This window comes from Tardiphaga sp. P4_G1 (assembly GCF_056401215.1).
The window spans coordinates 79933-97601 of record NZ_JBFUJU010000002.1; the positions used below are offsets into that span (position 1 = coordinate 79933).

The 17669-nt window shown below is 60.8% G+C and carries 14 protein-coding genes; 4 read left to right on the plus strand and 10 right to left on the minus strand.

Annotation, left to right across the window (positions count from 1 at the left end; all coding sequences use genetic code 11):
* Window positions 1-29: 29 nt before the first annotated feature.
* Window positions 30-770: a response regulator transcription factor gene (locus AC1DUY_RS04520; protein ID WP_093756926.1), complete on the plus strand. Its 741-nt coding sequence runs from the start codon at window positions 30-32 to the stop codon at window positions 768-770.
* Here the strand turns inward: AC1DUY_RS04520 and AC1DUY_RS04525 are convergent.
* From AC1DUY_RS04525 to AC1DUY_RS04570, 10 genes are all read right to left on the minus strand, one after another.
* On the minus strand, window positions 767-3460 hold the full coding sequence (locus tag AC1DUY_RS04525) for a hybrid sensor histidine kinase/response regulator (RefSeq protein WP_175366278.1): 2694 nt from the start codon (window positions 3458-3460) through the stop codon (window positions 767-769). The two genes, AC1DUY_RS04520 and AC1DUY_RS04525, sit on opposite strands and share 4 nt — an antisense overlap.
* Window positions 3457-4485, minus strand: coding sequence for an ABC transporter substrate-binding protein (locus tag AC1DUY_RS04530; protein ID WP_439072786.1), 1029 nt, complete (start codon window positions 4483-4485; stop codon window positions 3457-3459). Before AC1DUY_RS04530 ends, AC1DUY_RS04525 begins: the two co-directional genes overlap by 4 nt.
* Window positions 4486-5402: 917 nt before the next feature.
* Window positions 5403-7286, minus strand: a complete 1884-nt coding sequence (locus AC1DUY_RS04535; RefSeq protein WP_478112527.1) for a TRAP transporter large permease — start codon at window positions 7284-7286, stop codon at window positions 5403-5405.
* A 5-nt stretch (window positions 7287-7291) separates the two neighbouring features.
* Entirely contained in the window at window positions 7292-8317 is a 1026-nt protein-coding gene (locus AC1DUY_RS04540) for a TRAP transporter substrate-binding protein (protein WP_478112529.1), read from the minus strand.
* A gap of 158 nt (window positions 8318-8475) precedes the next feature.
* Entirely contained in the window at window positions 8476-9483 is a 1008-nt protein-coding gene (locus AC1DUY_RS04545; protein WP_478112531.1) for a transketolase family protein, read from the minus strand.
* Window positions 9480-10325 (minus strand): transketolase, encoded by an 846-nt coding sequence (locus AC1DUY_RS04550; protein ID WP_478113359.1) that lies wholly within the window; start codon window positions 10323-10325, stop codon window positions 9480-9482. The genes AC1DUY_RS04545 and AC1DUY_RS04550 overlap by 4 nt, the downstream gene beginning before the upstream one ends.
* 22 nt (window positions 10326-10347) lie before the next feature.
* Entirely contained in the window at window positions 10348-11097 is a 750-nt protein-coding gene (locus AC1DUY_RS04555; protein WP_478112533.1) for an SDR family NAD(P)-dependent oxidoreductase, read from the minus strand.
* A 90-nt stretch (window positions 11098-11187) separates the two neighbouring features.
* Entirely contained in the window at window positions 11188-12168 is a 981-nt protein-coding gene (locus AC1DUY_RS04560; RefSeq protein ID WP_478112535.1) for a LysR substrate-binding domain-containing protein, read from the minus strand.
* 201 nt (window positions 12169-12369) lie between these two features.
* Complete coding sequence (locus tag AC1DUY_RS04565) at window positions 12370-13263, minus strand: LysR family transcriptional regulator (RefSeq protein WP_441251854.1); 894 nt, start codon at window positions 13261-13263, stop codon at window positions 12370-12372.
* Between the two features lie 105 nt (window positions 13264-13368).
* Window positions 13369-14385, minus strand: a complete 1017-nt coding sequence (locus AC1DUY_RS04570; protein ID WP_478112538.1) for a molybdopterin-dependent oxidoreductase — start codon at window positions 14383-14385, stop codon at window positions 13369-13371.
* A gap of 256 nt (window positions 14386-14641) precedes the next feature.
* Between AC1DUY_RS04570 and AC1DUY_RS04575 the strand changes: the two genes are divergently transcribed.
* The 3 genes from AC1DUY_RS04575 to AC1DUY_RS04585 are packed head-to-tail and all read left to right on the plus strand — an operon-like array spanning window position 14642 to window position 17607.
* On the plus strand, window positions 14642-15958 hold the full coding sequence (locus tag AC1DUY_RS04575) for a CmpA/NrtA family ABC transporter substrate-binding protein (protein ID WP_478112540.1): 1317 nt from the start codon (window positions 14642-14644) through the stop codon (window positions 15956-15958).
* Between the two features lies 1 nt (window position 15959).
* Complete coding sequence (locus AC1DUY_RS04580; RefSeq protein WP_478112542.1) at window positions 15960-16802, plus strand: ABC transporter permease; 843 nt, start codon at window positions 15960-15962, stop codon at window positions 16800-16802.
* A 4-nt stretch (window positions 16803-16806) separates the two neighbouring features.
* Window positions 16807-17607, plus strand: a complete 801-nt coding sequence (locus AC1DUY_RS04585; RefSeq protein WP_478112544.1) for an ABC transporter ATP-binding protein — start codon at window positions 16807-16809, stop codon at window positions 17605-17607.
* Window positions 17608-17669 lie beyond the last annotated feature (62 nt).

The following is a 17669-nucleotide window of genomic DNA, read 5'->3' on the forward strand; positions in this document are numbered from 1 at the left end:
CCATTCCATTGATACGGCAGGAGCACAAGATGTCGGCGCCGGTCCCTTCATTTAACCGAGATTCGCAGCGCCGCGACCGGCTCCTGATCGTCGAGGACGACCCCGTGACGCGGGCCATGCTGGCCGGTTACTTCACCGATCACAACTTTGACGTCGCCGAAGCGGCAAATTGCGCTGAGTGCCGTCAGAAGATCAGGAAGAACGGCGCCGAGCTCGTTTTCATCGACGTTCAGCTTCCGGACGGCGATGGGTTCGAACTCGCGAGAGAGATCCAGAGCGTAAGCCAGGCCGGCATCATATTCGTCACGCGCCGCGATACCGAAGTTGATCGGATCCTTGGCCTCGAGGTGGCTGGCGATCACTACGTCACGAAGCCGATTAACCTGCGCGACCTGCTCGCGCGCGCTCGCTCGGTCCTCAGGCGCCGCGCGATCGAGCGTGACGCCGCGACCGCCGGCACCACGATCGTCTTCGGACGCTGGATCATCGATCTCGTGCGACGCGAACTGTCGACGCTCGGCGGCGAGCTGGTGCATCTCACGCGCGCCGAATTTGATCTGCTCGCAGCGCTGGTCGGCGCCGACGGCAGGCCGCTCAGCCGGGAGTATCTGATCGAAGTCGTCAGCAATCGGCAGACCGATGTCGATATACGTACCGTCGACGCCCTCGTTGCCAGACTCCGACGCAAACTCGCCAGCGGCAGCAACCAGCCCCTGATCACGACCGTGACGGGCATAGGTTACAAACTCATGCTCGAATCAAAGCGCTAGGCCTGTTCGGACTCTCGCAACCGTTCATTGAGCGCAGCGATAGATTCACGGCAGGTTGCCTCCAGCTGGACGGCAACAGCTTCAAGCGCATCTGCCGGCAATCGCGCCGCATCAGCCTCGATCCCGTTGCATTGGAAGAACAGACGTTCGAGACCGAGCGCACTGGCCGCACTGCCGATCCGATGCGCCAGGCGTTGCATGTGATGCCGATCCCCCATGCTGGCCGCTTCCACCATGCTCCGCGTCAGCGGAAGGCAGGTGTCAAGGAAGATGGTGCGCAGACCACGCAACCGGGGCACCCCTAGCAGTTCTTCCTGATCGTTAAAGAAATCGTCATCGATGAGAGAACCAGCGGTTAGCTCGGACGCACCAACCGGGGCGCCTGGCAGATCGTCGACACCCGCCTGCAAGGCTGATTGCAGCGCCTGTAGCGTGATCGGCTTGCCTACGCGCGCGCGGATGCCATTGGCAGTGAGCCGTCCCTGTGTGCGATCCGACAAGTCGGCTGTCAGTGCGATAATCCGTGGCGATCGATCAAGCTGCAGTTTCCGAATGAGCCTGGCCGTGGCAATGCCGTCCATCTCCGGCATATGCACATCCATGAGTACGACGTCGAAGGCACCTGAGCGAACGAGCTCCAGAGCCATGGCCCCACTCGATGCTACGACTGGCTCGTGACCGAGACGAACAAGGAGGGCATGCCCCACGTCGCGATTGACCGGATCGTCATCGACGAGCAGCACGGACAGCTTCGTCGCCGGAGGTCTCGTCTCGACAACGGCCGGCACCAGTTGCGCCCGATCGAGGGGAATGGACAGAGTAAACGTGCTTCCCTTGCCGAGTTCGCTGCGGACCGAGAGATTGCCGGCCATCAGCCGCGCCAACCGGCGGGAAATGGCGAGGCCAAGCCCCGTCCCGCCGAACCGACGCTCGATATCGCTGTCAGCCTGCACGAAGTCTTCGAAGATGCGCTCCTGAATATCCGGCGCGATTCCGATACCCGTATCCGTAACCGACAGATGGAGCATGCCGGGAGCATCCAGTGTATCGAATGCGAGATCGACCTGGACGCTACCTCGCGCGGTGAATTTGACAGCGTTGCCGAGTAAATTGAGCACCAATCGATTCAGCTTGATCGGGTCGCCGGCGACATCCGCGGCCACATCGCCTCGCATCGACAGGCTCAACGTCAATCCCTTCGCCTCCGCCTCCTCCCTCAACAGATCCAGATCTGCTTCGATCAGTTGATCCAGGCGAAAACTGCGGAATTCGAGCTTGTCGGCGCCTGCTTCGAGGCGGGCATAGTCGAGAATCGATTCGATCAGTGCGAGCAGGGTATCGCCCGAGACCTTGGCGGCCGTGAGCAAGCGGATCTGACGCTCGTCCAGGCGGCTATTATCGAGCAATTGCAGCACGCCTATCACGCCGTTGAGTGGAGTCCGCAGTTCATGACTGACGACCGCGAGGAAGCGCGACTTGGTTTCATTGGCCAGTTCGGCCGCCTGTCGCGCGTGATGCGCTTCTGCCCGTTCCTCGATCGCTTGATCGCGCGCCTGCGCGAGCTCGGTCGTCCGCGCCACAACCCGTCCTTCAAGGGTCAGATATGACTCCCGCAGGCGCTCTGCCATCCGGTTGAACTGCTCACCCAAAGTCTGCAGTTCATCGCCCGTCCGAATGACGAGTTTCTGATCGAGATCGCCGCTTCCGATGCGTTCTGCACCTTCCGTCAACGCACGGATCGGATCGGCCATACGACGGCTGAGCAACAGCGCCGCGATAAACGCACAGAACAGCGAGACAAGCAGCAGCAGCGCCGAATTGAGCATCGACGCGTAGAGCGACGCATAGGCTTCGTGAGTTGGCAGTTCAACGAACACCTTCCAGCCGACCGGCGCGATGGATGTGTGAACCGAAAGAACGCGTTTTCCCGCCAGATCGGTGACGACGGAATCCGCATCGCTGCCTGCGCTTCCCGCGAGCGCGGACGCAACCTGCGAAAGCCCCGACAAGTCGGTGTTCTTGAGCACGAGGCGGAGATCGGGATGGGCAATCAGACGCCCCCTCGTATCGACGACGAAGGCATTGCCCTCATTGCCGACCTTGATCTGCGAGACGAGATCCCACATGAAGCGCAGATTGACATCGGCGATGATCACGCCGCCATCCGCGCCGCTCACGGCAACCGTGATATACGGCTCGGTCTCGCGGAAGAAGAAGATCGGCCCGTAATAGATGCCGCGTGCCTTCGCATCGACGAATGCGGGAGACTGCGAAAGGTCCGTATTGCTGCGGACCATGTCACGCACATAGCGCGACACGCGCAATTGCTCGCGACCTTGCGGATCGAGTTGGGCGATTTCGGAGATCGCCGGCGTCAGGCGCAGCAGGCGAATGCCGGTTATGCGCATTTCCTCCGGCGGAAGCATCTGCAGCGAGAGCTGGGATAACCAGACGAGCTGCCGCTCGATCTCCTTGAGGAACTGATCGATCTTGTCCGCCGCGGCGCTGGCCTGCTCGCGCTGCACAGCGATCAGCAGGCGCTGCTGCTCGCGATAGGAGAATATCGCGTCGATCACATTATTGGCGATCAGCGCCGCTGAAACGACCACCAGAAAGGACACGAGGTACTTGCGGAACAGACCGCCGCGCACCGGCGGTCGTGCATCGCGATCGGCGCCGATCACACTCATTCTATGATCTTGTCGGCGCGGGCCAGCAGCACCGGCGGCACCGTCAGGTTCAGTGACCTCGCGGTCTTGAGATTGATGATCAGCTGATAGGTGCGCGGCGATCGCACCGGCAGCTCCGCGGGCTTGGCGCCGCGCAAGATCAGGTCGATATATTCGACCATCGCCTCCACCAGCTCCGAGCGCTCCGACGCCGCCGATTCATACTTGAAGCCGTAGGAGACCAGGCCACCTTCGGTCATGAAGAAGTGATAGGAATAGACCGCCGGGACCGCATTTGCCGCAACAGCGGATACGATCGCCTTGCGGTTGAGGACGGTGAACGCATCCGGCGTCACGACGAGCCCGCCGGCCGGTGCACCACCGAGCCGGGCAATCTGCGCGGATATGTTGTCCGGATCCGAAATCGGAAGCGGGATGATGTCAACGCCGAAAGATGACGCCATCTCCCTCAACGGATCGAGATAGTAGTCGCCATTGCGCGGCGCAGAGAGCGGATTGAAAATCACACCGACGCGCTTGACGCGAGGCGCAAGCTCCAAAAGGATCTCCAGCCATTTGCTCCCCATCGATGGATGGCTGGTCGTGAAGCCCGTGGCATTTCCCCCCGGGCGCACCAGGCTCTGCACAAATCCGCTGCTGACCGGATCCGCGGCCGTCGAGAAGACGAGCGGAATGGTCTGGGTCTCGCTCAGGATGGCTTGGGCGTCGAGCACGCCACCCGTGATGATCAGATCCGGCGTCCGTGCCACGATCTGCTTGGCCATCGCCTTACGTTGGACCGGATCGTTCAGACACGACAGCGCTTCATACTCGATCACGCGTCCATCGACCCATCCAAGCTCGCCAAGTCGGGCCTTCATCGCTGCCAGGCGCGCAACGGTCATAGGCTCGTCATAGGCGGTGCTCAGCAGGAATGAGACGCGCCGCCGCTCGGGCGCCACCTGCGCGACGGCCAGGCGCGGCAGGGCCAAGATCGCAGCAAACGCAAGAACACTTCGTCGATCGAGCGCCATAGTCTTCCGCATCAGGAATTTCCCAGCCCAACAGCGAGACGTTCTACCGCGGGGAGCGGACGTCCCACTACTCGCTTTTCTCAAATATCCGAAATGGACGACCTGAGCGAGAACGGTCAAGCGCTCGCCGCCCGACGGGAGAGGGCCTAGACGGTCAAACTCGGCAAGCGTGCCGTGCGATTACGGGAATTACAGTGCTCGCTGGCTTTGCCAGCACCATCGGCTGGCCCGGGACCTTTGGTGCCCAGGGGCGGGATCGAACCACCGACACTGCGATTTTCAGGCTCATTCTTTGACTGCAAAATCAAAGGCCTAATTAAAAAAAAGTCGTCTAAACCGCTAGCATCGATCAATGAGTTAGCATCACATTGTCTAACGATTTCTGTTGTCTGAACGGGCGACGTCTTTGCCACAATGAACCCGCGACCCCTGCGTCCCGAACGGTGTTCTCTCGCCGCCACCTCGTTTGAAATCAATGACTTCCGCATCAATTTGCAAGCGACTGCCGCTCTTTGTTCACGGGGTTTCTGTGGTTAATCTGTGGTTGGGCCGCGCTTATCGACACGGCAACTCCATGAGCGTTGCCACAATGGAAAAAGCCGGATGCAGGAGGAAGGAGCGGTTGTAACTCGCGCTCAAAGTTCGTGAACTGCCGCTGCATATTCCGCAAAGCTGCGGTGATGCCAGCTGCACCCCGCATTACTTTGTTGATTTTATTGATGTTTTTTCATCTGACGATCTAAACCCTACCTTTCGCCCTACCAGCGCTGCGTGCTGCCAGTCCCGAAGCGCCCGACGTTTGTGCGCTCAAAATGCTGACTCCCGCTGCCATTCGGGCAAGGGCGCCCGATCTGGCAACGACAACGCCGCTGCGTTTAAGCAGCCTGTCGAGGAGAACGCGATGCCGTTCGATACGCTCGCGCCACACCTCACAGGAAGCCGATCGAGATCCAGGGCACGGCGGCAACAATGATCGTTCCGATCAACAGCGCGAGCAAGTAGCCGACGATCGGTTTCATGCCTTCATCGGGGTTGATGCGGCTGATGGCACATGCCGCGTAGTAGCCCACGCCGAACGGCGGCGCGAACAGGCCGATGCCCATCGCGAGAATGACGACCATCGCATAATGGACGTCGTGAACGCCAACCTGACGCGCGATCGGGAACAGCAGGGGCCCGAATAGCACGATGGCCGGAATGCCCTCCAGTACGCTGCCGAGGATCACGAAGGCCACGATGGTGACTGCGAGAAAGACCGGAATACGGCCGGGCAGCCCGGTCATGAAGGTGGCCAGCGATGCCGAGAAGCCCGACTGGGTCAGCGCCCACGCCATCCCCGTCGCGGCACCGATGATCAGCAGAATGGCACCGGATAGCGCTGCCGTATCGATCAGCATCGGATAGAGGCGCCGCCAAGCAAACTGCCGATAGATCAGAAGCCCTGCCAGCGCCGAGTAGACGATGCCGATGGTCGATACTTCGGTGGCGGTCGCGATCCCCTTGACCACCGCAGCGCGGATGACGAAGGGCAAGGCGATGGCCGGGATGGCGATCACAAAAGTCAGGCCGATCTCACGTTTCGTCGCCCGCTCGACCTGCGACAGGTCCTCGCCGCGATAACGCCACCACACCACCGCACAGAGCATGATTGCCAGCACTATTCCGGGCAGCAATCCGCCAGTAAACAGCGCCGAGATCGAGACGCCGGTCACCGAGCCAATGGTGATCAGCACCAGTGACGGCGGGATTGTTTCGGTCTGTGCACCAGTTGCCGACAGTAGCGCAACGAGATCGCCGGGCTTCGCCCCGCGCTTCTTCATTTCCGGGAACAGCACCGGCGCTACCGCCGCCATATCGGCCGCCTTGGCACCGGAAATACCGGACACGAGATACATGGCGCCCACCAGCACATAATGCAGGCCGCCGTGGACGTGTCCCAAAAGACTGGCGAGGAAGCCCACCATGGCGCGGGCCATACCCGTCATCTCGATCAGCAGCCCGAGAAATACGAACAGCGGCACGGCCAGCAGGATCAGATGGCTCATGCCCTCGTCCATGCGCCCCATCACGACCACGTCCGGCGTGCCGGTCGTCAGCGTGAGATAGCCGACCGTCGCAAGACCGAATGCAAAGGCGATCGGCACCGCAGCGAACACCATGGCGCCCACGAGGAGCACGAAAAAAATGAACAGGTTGAGATTGCCGAGCGGCTTCAGCACCGGCCCGAGCAGAGCAAGGGCCGTGATGATCACCGCTACCAGCGCTACCGCTAACAGCACGCGCCGCCAGTCAGCAACGCTGGCGAGCCGCAGCAGTGCGACCAGCAGCATCAGCCCCATGCCCACCGGCAGCGCTGCAGCCCGCCACGTATTGACGATGTCGAGCGCAGGCGTCCTGACATAGACCTCGTCGGCGGCAAACTCGTAGGCGGGATGAACGACCAGCACCAGGAATGCGAGTGATGCGGCCACGGCGACCGTGTCGAGAAAGGCCCGCATGTCCGGATCGAGCTTGCTGACGATGGCCGTCATCCGCATGTGTTCGTCGCGCTGGAAGGCGAGCACCGATCCCAGCATCGCGAGCCAGAGGAAGAGGATGCCGGCCAGCTCGTCCGACCAGATCAACGGCGTATGGAAGATGTAGCGCCCGACGATCCCGGCAAACAGAATGCCGATTTCCGCCAGCACCAGCAGCGCTGCAGGTACTGCGGTGAATGTGAACAGCGCCGTGTTGGCGCGGGCGACCCAGCGCGGCCAGCCGGCGCGAAGTTGCGCCGGCTCCACGCGAGTTTCGATCTGCTGCGCTTGCGCCATGGCAATCAGGCCAGCTTGCCGGAGACTTTTTCGAGCTGGCTCCAGGCCTCTTCGCCGAACTTGGCCTTCCACTCACTGTAGAAGCTGGTCTTGGCCAGGGCATCGCGGAAGATGGCACGATCGACGTCGATGAATTGCAGCCCCTTCGACGTGAGATCGGCGCGCAGCGACTCGCTGAGTTTCGCTATGTCGGCCCGCTGGTCGGTTGCCGAACGGTCGAATTCACGCGAGACGATTTCCTGCACATCTTTCGGCAGACGCTCGAAGGCGCGCTTGTTGCCGAGAATCCAGTAACCGTCCCAGACATGACCGGTGAGACTGCAAGACTTCTGCACTTCGTACAGCTTGGCTGTCGCAATGATCGGTAGCGGATTCTCTTGCCCGTCGACGACCTTGGTCTGCAGCGACGAATAGACCTCGTTAAAGTTGATCGGGGCCGGCCCGGCCTGCAACGCCTTGAACAGCGAGGTCAGGATCGGCGCCGGCGGGACACGAACCTTAAAGTTCTTGAGATCGTCCGGCGTCTTGATTTCGCGCCCCGACGATGTGACGTGACGGAAGCCGTTGTCCCACACTTTGGACACCGTCATGATCGGCGTCTTTGCGATCTGGGCGCGGATATAACTGCCGAGCTCACCGTCCATCGCCTGCCAGACGGCGGCGTAATTGGTGAAGGCAAAGCCGGTATTGACGATGCCGGCGGCCGGCACGAAGGTCGCGAGAATCGACGATGACTGATTGAAGAACTCGACCCCGCCATTGCGCACCTGGGTCAGGAGTTCGGTGTCGGAGCCGAGCTGGTTGCTGGGAAAGAGCTTGATCTCCAGTCGGCCACCGGTGGCCTCGCGGATTCGGTCGCTGGCTTCCTGGCCGCGGACATTCACCGGATGTGTCGGATCCTGCCCGGTGGCGAGTTTATAAGTGAACTCGGCCGCCGATGCCGGACGGGTGAGAATGCCGCCGAACGAGATGGCCGCTCCTGCCATCAGCAGGTTGCGACGCGAGATCATGGCACGCTTTTGAATGGTCATGGGTTTCCTCCGTTGTCATCCAGACGATGGATCTTGTTGTCGTGATGGTCGCCGACTCTTGGAGGTCGGCCTGCGAAGCATCTTGTCGTCGCCGCCACTGATGCACGATGACGGCGTTGCTGTCGTACTCGTCTCGGATCGCAGCTAACGCCGCGACCTCACAGCCATCCCTTGATCTGCGACGCCACGGCGGTGGCCGAAATGCCGTAACGGTCGTGCAGTGTCGGCAGTGCACCGGCATCAAGAAACTCGTCGGGAAGTCCGATTTGTCGGAATGCCGGATGAACGCCCGAGCGCATCAGCAGTCCGGCAACCGCCTCGCCGAGTCCGCCAATCAGCGTGTGGTTCTCGGCGACGACGACCAGGCGGCCGGATTTTCCGGCCTCGCGCAAGATCGTCTCGGTATCGAGCGGCTTGATGGTCGGGACATGCAACACGCCGACATCGATGCGGTCATCGGCGAGTGCCTTGGCAGCCTCCAGCGCGCGCATGGTTAGGATGCCGGAGGAAATCACCAGGACGTCCCTGCCGTCGCGGACCAGCTTCGCCTTGCCAGGTTCGAAGCGGTAGTCGTACTCGTCAAGTACCAACGGCACCTGGCCGCGCAGCAGCCGCATATAGACCGGCCCCTGATGCGCCGCTATGGCGGGCACAGCTTGTTCGATCTCATGCGCATCGCATGGATCGACTACCATCATGTTCGGCATCGCTCGGAACAACGCCAGATCCTCTGCCGCCTGATGGCTGGGGCCGTAGCCGGACGTGAGCCCAGGCAGCGCGCAGACAATCTTCACGTTGCGGTTCTCTTCCGCGATGGTCTGGTGGATGAAATCATAGGCCCGGCGCGACGCGAACACCGCATAGGTGGTCGCGAACGGCATGAAACCCTCGGCCGCGAGCCCCGAGGCCGCACCGAACAGTAATTGTTCGGCCATGCCCATCTGATAGTAGCGGTCGGGGAATTCCTTTCCGAAGATGTGCAGGTCAGTATATTTGCCGAGATCCGCGGTCATGCCGATAACCTCCGGACGTGCGCGGGCGAGCTCGACCAGTGCGTGCCCGAACGGTGCCGACTTTGTCCGCTGTCCCTCGGACGCGATTGACGCGATCATGGCGGAGGTCGTCAGGCGGGGCTTGCCGGACGGCGGCGTGGTGGCGGATTTCATGCTGACCTCCCGGCATCGAGCGCCTTCAAGGCGAGTTGCCATTCGTGCGCCTCGACGCGGATAAAGTGGTTTTTCTCACGCTCCTCCAGAAACGGCACACCCTTCCCCATCAAGGTGTCCGCGACGATCATGCGAGGTTGCGGCTTAGTATGATGCTTCGCTGCATCAAAGGCAGCCACGACGGCATCAAGGTCATTGCCATCGATGCGCTGTACGAACCAGCCGAATGCCTCGAGTTTCTTGACCAGCGGCTCAAACGCCATGACTTGTGTCGAAGGGCCATCGGCCTGTTGATTATTGACGTCAACGATCGCGATCATGTTGTCGAGCTTGAAATGGCTGGCTGACATGATGGCCTCCCAGACCGAGCCCTCGTCGAGTTCACCATCGGAAAACAGCGTATAGACGCGCGCATCGGAACCTTTGCGCTTGAGCCCGAGGGCCCGGCCGACGGCGATGCCGAGCCCGAGCCCGAGCGATCCGCCCGACATCTCCATACCCGGCGTGTAGGCGGCCATGCCTGACATCGGCAGACGGCTTTCGTCAAAGCCGTAGGTCTCGAGTTCTGCTTCGGGGACGATCCCGGCCTCGATCAGTGCCGCGTAGAGCGCGATGGCGTAATGGCCGTTCGAGAGCAGGAAGCGATCGCGTCCCTCCCAGGATGGATCCTCCGGTCGATAGCGCATCGCGTGGAAGTAGGCGACGGCCAGCACGTCGGCGATATCCAGGGCTTGCGCGATGTAACCCTGGCCCTGCACCTCACCCATCCGCAGCGCATTCCTGCGCACCCGGTAGGCGCGCTCCGCGATATCGGGGGCATTGGCGAGTGTCTTCGTGTCCATGATGATCTCCCGTATCCACGTCTCAATGGATGAGCATGCCGCCATTGACATCGATGACTGCACCGGTGACGTAGGCGGAGAGATCGGAGGCCAAAAACAGGTAGATGTTCGCGACATCCACGGCGTCGCCGAGTCGCTGGAGCGGAATCCCGCTGATGATGTCGGCCTTCATCTCGGGCGTCAGCTTGCCGCCGGTGATGTCGGTCTGGATCAGTCCCGGCGTCACGCTATTGACGCGGATGCCATCCGGTCCGAGTTCACGGGCCATCGCCTTGGCGAGTCCGAGCACGCCAGCCTTCGCCGCCGAATAATGCGGGCCGCCGAAAATGCCGCCGCCGCGTTGGGCGGACACGGAGGACATGCAGGCAATCGAGCCCTGCCGGCGCGTGCGCATGTGCGGGATGAACGCCTGGCTGAGATAGAGCACGCCGGTCATGTTGACATCGACCACGCGCTGCCAGTTCTCAGGTGAAATATCCATCAGCTTCAGCGGCTGGGTGATACCGGCATTGTTGATCAGGATATCAATCTTGCCGAACGCCGCGATGGCCCGCTCGGCGGCATTCCGGCAACTGACGGGGTCGCTGACATCGCAGCCCAGCCCGACATGACCTGGGCCCAGCTCTTCGGCTGCACTCTTCGCTCCAACGGCATCGAGATCGAGGATGGCGACCTTGGCCCCCTGGCTTGCAAACAGCCGTGCGGTGGCCCGGCCGATCCCGCGTGCACTGGCCGCGCCCGAAATCACAGCGGTCTTGTCGCTGAGCAACATGAATGTCCTCCCTGTCAGATTTTGGAGCAATCTATGATTGCGCCATCCTCACCGACAAACGAGAAATTCACTTGGAATGATGAATCTAATTCACCGATCGGTCAGCGCCGTGGCGCGCGCTGCAGGCCGCGCGATCTGACCGGCGGGGGCTCCTTCCAGGGCTTCGAGATTTATGTTGAAGCCGAGTTCTCGCGTCAGCCAGCCGATGAAGGTCACCATCGATGGCGCATATCGCCGTGACCGCGGGAAGACCAACCAGTGCCCAGTGTAGAAGACGTCTTCGCTCATGCCCTCAAGGGGCCGCACAAGGCGGCCGGATGCGATCTCGCGCTCGGCCAGCAGGGTGGATTCGAGAGCAACCCCGATCTCATCCGCCGCCGCACTCAGCGACATGAAACTGCGATCAAAACGCGGCCCGTTCGGAAGTGGCGCGACAAGCCCGTTCGCGGCGAACCAGGCCGGCCAACGCACGTTCTTGTTGTCGCTTTCGATGAGCGTCTGCTGCAGGAGATCGGACGGCGTGCGGATCGCCTTGGCAAGCGACGGCGCGCAGAGCGGCGTGACCGTCTCTGTGCCAAGCGGCAGCACGATCAGGCCTTGCTTCAGGCCGCCATGGTTGCCGGTCGGCGGCACACCATAAACGATGTCCGCATCGAACTCGTCGGCGAGAAACTTTGTATAGTCCGTCCCGGTCGCGAGCCGCAATTCGAGCCCCGTGCAATCCGCCAACAGTCGACGCAAGCGCGGAACGAGCCATTGCGCGGCAAAGCTCGGCGCGCAATGCAGCTTGAGGAGCTGCGGCTTTCGCGCGGCAACGCTGCCGAGCCCGAGATGCAGTTCGCCGAAGCCGCGCTCGACATGGCGCATCAGGGTCTCGCCCTCCGGCGTCAGCCGGATGTTGCGGCCTTCACGCTCGAACAGCACCGTCCCAAGATCGCGTTCAAGACCACGGATGGCGTGGCTGACCGCGCTTGGCGTCAGTCCCAGATCGTCTGCCGCCAGGCGAAACGATCCGGTACGGGTCGCGGCCTCAAAGGCGCGCAGAGCGGTCAGATGAAGATTGCGAAGCATAGGACAAGAATGGCCGTTCAGACAGGCTAACACAAGCTCTCGCCCGGCTCACTCGTCTGTCCGTCGTTAGACTATTTGAGGTGTATCAGGCATTTCGCGAAGCGAGGCTCCGACTCATCAGGGTTAACGTTCTAAGCGACCTGCAAGCGCAATAGAGCGGTCGGTCGTTTCCCAGCGCGCTCCGATTGCGCAACGCGTCGGTTATATGATCTGCAGATCTCCCGCGTCTCTCTTGAAGAACGAAACGATATGTTTGGTGACAATGCGGATGCGTGCAAGAAACTCCAGATCTTCGTGGACCGACAGATATACGTCACGAAAGACCTGGACGTCATCGAAGAGTATTGGAACGAGCATGCGGTTTTTCTTCGCGGAGAACAACGGCAGTAACCCGATGCCAACACCGGACGCAATGGCATTTTGCTGGGCGTGCATGCTGGATGATCTGAAAGCTACGGAAGCCGGATCGAGAACGTCCAGCAGCCAGCGTACCGGTTGGATTGCGACTAGATCCTCCACATAGTCGACGAACGTGTGGGCCAGGAGTGCTTCGCGACTCTCCGGCATTCCATGTTTCGAAATGTAGGCTTCGCTCGCAAAGAGAGCGAGCCGAAAGGAGCCCACCTTTTTGACAATGAGACGCTGTCCGGCGGGCGGGACGAAGCTGATGAAGATGTCTGCTTCACGCTTCGTGAGATTTATGAGATGACGTTCAGTAACAAGTTCAAGTACGAGCCCGGGCTGTTGCTCGCGCAACTCAACGAGACGCTCGGCTAGGAACCAGGCGCCGATTCCTTCCATCGTCGCGACGCGAACCCGTCCGTTGGCGGCCTCGTCTCCCGTGCCCAAAAGCGTCGGCAGATTCATCACTTCCTGCTCGATCCGTTCCGCGACCGCGAACAGGCGATGTCCTTGCTCCGTAAGCACGAAGCCGTCCGTCTTGCGATCGAAAAGCTTGACTGAAAGGTCCTTTTCGAGCTCGGCGATGCGCCGACTGACCGTCGTATGATCGACGCGAAGACGCCGTGCCGCCAGCGCCAGTCGGTTCTGGCGAGCAAGCTCCAGGAAGAAGACGAGGTCGTTCCAATTAAACACTTGCCAAGGTCCACCATGCATGGTCCTGGGACCTTGCCGCAGATTCCTTACGCGTCACAGCAAAAGTTGTCGCACACGACGCGTCCCGGGATGCCTGGCTACAGGTCACCGGCCGCCTGGTGGATTCCCTACCGTAACGTCGATGCTGTACACCGCGTTTCGACGGTCTCGGTAGGGCTGGACGGCTCCCGTTGCTGTTCTTGCCTTGGACATCAATCGGTACCCGCCAGGAGACGATGGGCGCCATTCGTAGTGGAACCGGCGCCAGGCATGTCCCATGTCGGGCTCAAGAGTCGCAGCCGCCCAGTAGTCTCCGCCGTCGGTGGAGATTTCCACCCGATCCACGCCGTCGTCGCCCCAGGCCCACCCCCAGATCTCGATCGGCACGTGAGCCGCCGGGCGCGCATCGTCCGGAATTGGCGAGACGATGATGGATTGCGGCGCGGTCCGCCAGACCGGGACGGTCCGATTGCCGGACTCGTCGGGGTCCAAGTACCAACGTTTCGTGAACGGGCTGTCGGCCCGCGTATCGGCGAGTGTGACAGTTCCCAGCCATTTCACGCTGTTCGTCCCGTAGAACCCCGGAACTACAAGTCGAACCGGATAGCCATGCTCGGGCATTAGCGGCTTCCCGTTCATCTCGTAGGCGAGCAGGACATCCCGATTGGCACGTGCCAGCGGCAAATCCTTCGTGTAAGGCCCGCATTTCACGTCGCCGAATTGACCGCTGTCGGCACCTTCCGACCATACGAATTTCGCTTCGGGACGAACGCCGGCGACACCCAATATTGTCGACAGAGGCGTGCCGCCCCAGACGACGTTGCAGACCCGTTGCGAGGGCTCGTCGGGACGCAGGGGACTACCGGCGCACTGATGTACGCTCTGAATCTCCACCTTCTCAAAAGCGAGAAGATCGTCGAAGGAAACGAGGAGCGGGCGCTCGACGAGTCCCTTCACCGTCAGCCTCCAATCGCTCGCCGACAACCTCGGGATGCCCATGTGGCAGAGCACGATAGACTGCTCCGTGGGAGTCACGCGCGACGTGAGATCGTGCGGCTTCGATGGAAGCCGCCCAAAGAAGCCACGGTGAATGTAGTCGGGATCAGGGGTGTCGGCGGTCACGGGCAGACCTCGTGGAAGTTCGAACCATCATGCATCGGTGCATCGTCCCGGCCAACATTGTTCACCATCGGCAGTCGGCGAGGGCACGCTGAACGAGGCGGCAACCTGAGCGATCGTTGAGCTCGAGTTGCTTAAACACTGTGCGACTGGTGAAATACATGAATCTGCGCAAGCCCTTGTGCAGATTCCGGCAGTAGTCGTGCCTCCGGGAGCTGCTACGCCTGTGATGTGGATTCCAAAGGCGAGGGGCATGAGCATGACCAAGACGATCCATTCGAGCACTTGCGGTTGCGGTTCGTTTGCCGGGGCGGAAGTATCGCAAAGTCCGGAGGCCGCTATTGACGGCGCTATCGAAGGATCGCTCCTCGCAGGACTATTCCCCGAACCGATCCTGAGACGTCAGCTACTGAAGTCGGTCGGTGCGGCAACTCTGCTCGGCGCACTGTCGAGCCTGCTACCACTCGACATGTTGAAGGCGATCGCTCAGGAGCGCAAGCCGCTCGAAAAGACGAAGCTGTCGGTCGGCTTCCTTCCGATCACGTGTGCCGTTCCTTTGATCTATGGCGAGAAGCTCGGCTTCTACGCCAAGGAAGGGCTCGACGTCAGCCTCCAGAAGATCGCGGGCATCGCTCTCATCCGGGATAAGATGCTGAACGGCGAACTCGATGTCTCCCAGCAGGTGATGCCCGTCCCTCTGACGATGACGGCGGGTCTCGGCGGCAACAAGCAGTCGATCAAGGTCCTTACGATCCTCAATCAAAACGGCAACTCGCTTGTGCTCGCCGCCAAGCATAAGGACAACCGCGATCCGAAGAACTGGAAGGGCTTCACGTTTGCCGTTCCGTTCGACCAGAGCCATCAAACGCTTCAGCTCAAAAACTACCTTGCCGCTGCGGGTCTCGATCCCGATCAGGACGTTAAATACCGGGTTGTACCTCCGACCGAATACGTCTCCAGTCTCCGCGTGGGGAGTATCGATGGGTTCTTCGGCGGCGAACCGGGCGGTCAGCGAGCCGTGTACGAAGGCGCAGGTTTCATCCATCTCATCTCGCGCGAAATCTGGGATGGTCACCCCTGCTGCTCGGTAACAGCGTCGGAAGGCTGGATCACTGCTAACCCTAACACTTTCATGGCATTCTACCGCGCAATCGTGGCAGCAAGCCTGACGGTGTCGAAGCCCGAGGCTCGCACCGGAATGGCGGCCGTTCTGGCACAACCGCAGTATCTCAACGCCCCCGAGATCGTGCTCGAGCAGGTGTTGACCGGGAAATATGCAGACGGACTCGGCAACATCAAGACCGATGCGCTGCGCGTGGATTATCAACCTTTCCCCAAGTACTCGGCAGCCGTCTGGCTGATGGTGCAGTTGCGACGCTGGAACATGTTGAAGGAGGACGTCGACTACAAGAGTCTCGCAGAGCAGGTCATGCTGGCCACTGATGCCTCGCGAATAATGCGCGATCAGGGCGTTGCAGCACCAGGCATCGAATTCGGTAAGGAGATGATTCTGGGTAAGGAATTTGACTCGAACAGACCCGACGATTATCTCAAATCAGTTCGCAAGTCGGGTTGAGATGTCGCGCACGTTCTTTGCCTCGCGACCCTGGATCGCGACAATCGCGATCTTTTGCGTAGCCATCGGCATGTGGGAGATGGCGACAACCCAGCGTCAGCAGACCGTCGGGCAAGACAGCGAATATGCGCGGTTGACCGGGGCTACGGGCGGCGCTCAGAAAAGCACGCTGCCCTCCCCGCACGATGTCGTCGTGCGCGGCTTCGAACTGGGCCGCACGTTCTTTGATCGTAGCAACCCCAACAATCTCGGTCTGGCATGGCACATCATGTACTCTATGGGCCGGGTAACAGTGGGCTTTCTCCTCGCGATGGTCGTGGCCATTCCGCTGGGATTTCTTCTCGGATTGGTGCCGTACTGCGGACGAGCACTAGATCCGTTCATCCAGATACTGAAGCCGATCTCGCCTCTGGCCTGGATGCCGCTTGCTCTCTATACACTCAAGGACAGCGGTGCGGCGATGATATTCATCATCTTCATCTGCGCCGTGTGGCCGATGCTAATCAACACGGCAGCCGGCGCTGCCGCGGTGCGCACGGAGTGGACCAACGTATCTCGCGTATTCGGTCTTCGACCGATTGAGCACGTCAGAAGCGTAGTGCTCCCGGCCAGTGTACCGATGATCCTGACTGGCATCCGCGTTTCCATCGGCATCGCGTGGTTCGTCATAGTCGCAGCGGAGATGGTCGGCGCTCAGAGCGGGATCGGCTACTTCATCTGGAACGAATGGAATAATCTTCAGATCAGTAGCATGATCGTCGCGGTAGTTCTGATCGGCCTCATCGGCCTTGCGCTGGATCTCGGCCTCAAGAAGGTGGGCGATACTCTGAGTTACCGGGAATGACAGCATGACCACTATATCGATCCAGGACGTCTCGGTCTCCTTTCGCGGCAAGCGCGGGCCGAGCTTCTCCGCGCTCAGCAATATCTCGCTAGAGATCGGAAGTGGCGAAGTGGTGAGTCTCATTGGCCATTCCGGCTGCGGCAAGAGCACGCTTCTCAATACGATCGCCGGACTTCAAGCACCGACCGCAGGTCGCGTCATCTGCGGCAGCAGGCCGGTGACGGGACCAGGCCCCGACCGCGCGATGGTATTTCAGAGTCATGCCCTGCTGCCTTGGAAGACATGCATCGAGAATGTCGAACTTGGCCTTCGCCACGTATTCCGGAATCTGAATTCGGGAGAAATCCGGGAGCACGCCATGATCGCACTGGACCTCGTTCACCTGACGCATGCGAAGGACAAGTTTCCCTCTGAGATTTCCGGTGGCATGAAGCAGCGGGTCGGCATCGCTCGCGCCATAGCCGTCAACCCCGGCGTCCTGTTGCTGGATGAGCCGTTCGGCGCATTGGACGCGCTCACGAAAGCGAGTCTGCAGGACGAGCTTCTTCAGATCATCGAAAGGAGTAAATCGACCGTCGTGATGGTCACCCATGACATTGACGAAGCGATCTATCTGAGCGACCGCGTCGTGGCGATGACGAACGGACCGGACGCCCACATCGGGGAGATCTTCACAGTCGATATCGACCGGCCTCGTGACCGTGTCGCACTCACCAAAGACGTGGATGCCATCCGCAACCGCGAAGGGCTGATCAGGTTTCTCTTCGACACACAGCAACCACGGGTTCAGCGCGCCAGCGCCTGAGGGATGAACCACGCAGGCTCGGCAGGCTAGGAAACATGCACGAGCACCTTGCTGGCTCGCTC

Coding starts and splice junctions, on each gene's coding strand:
- AC1DUY_RS04545 (WP_478112531.1), bottom strand. CDS start 9,483: ATGAAATCCGCCACCACGCCGCCGTCCGGCAAGCCCCGCCTGACGACC.
- AC1DUY_RS04535 (WP_478112527.1), bottom strand. CDS start 7,286: ATGGCGCAAGCGCAGCAGATCGAAACTCGCGTGGAGCCGGCGCAACTT.
- AC1DUY_RS04530 (WP_439072786.1), bottom strand. CDS start 4,485: ATGCGGAAGACTATGGCGCTCGATCGACGAAGTGTTCTTGCGTTTGCT.
- AC1DUY_RS04580 (WP_478112542.1), top strand. CDS start 15,960: ATGTCGCGCACGTTCTTTGCCTCGCGACCCTGGATCGCGACAATCGCG.
- AC1DUY_RS04550 (WP_478113359.1), bottom strand. CDS start 10,325: ATGGACACGAAGACACTCGCCAATGCCCCCGATATCGCGGAGCGCGCC.
- AC1DUY_RS04540 (WP_478112529.1), bottom strand. CDS start 8,317: ATGACCATTCAAAAGCGTGCCATGATCTCGCGTCGCAACCTGCTGATG.
- AC1DUY_RS04520 (WP_093756926.1), top strand. CDS start 30: ATGTCGGCGCCGGTCCCTTCATTTAACCGAGATTCGCAGCGCCGCGAC.
- AC1DUY_RS04555 (WP_478112533.1), bottom strand. CDS start 11,097: ATGTTGCTCAGCGACAAGACCGCTGTGATTTCGGGCGCGGCCAGTGCA.
- AC1DUY_RS04585 (WP_478112544.1), top strand. CDS start 16,807: ATGACCACTATATCGATCCAGGACGTCTCGGTCTCCTTTCGCGGCAAG.
- AC1DUY_RS04525 (WP_175366278.1), bottom strand. CDS start 3,460: ATGAGTGTGATCGGCGCCGATCGCGATGCACGACCGCCGGTGCGCGGC.
- AC1DUY_RS04560 (WP_478112535.1), bottom strand. CDS start 12,168: ATGCTTCGCAATCTTCATCTGACCGCTCTGCGCGCCTTTGAGGCCGCG.
- AC1DUY_RS04575 (WP_478112540.1), top strand. CDS start 14,642: ATGACCAAGACGATCCATTCGAGCACTTGCGGTTGCGGTTCGTTTGCC.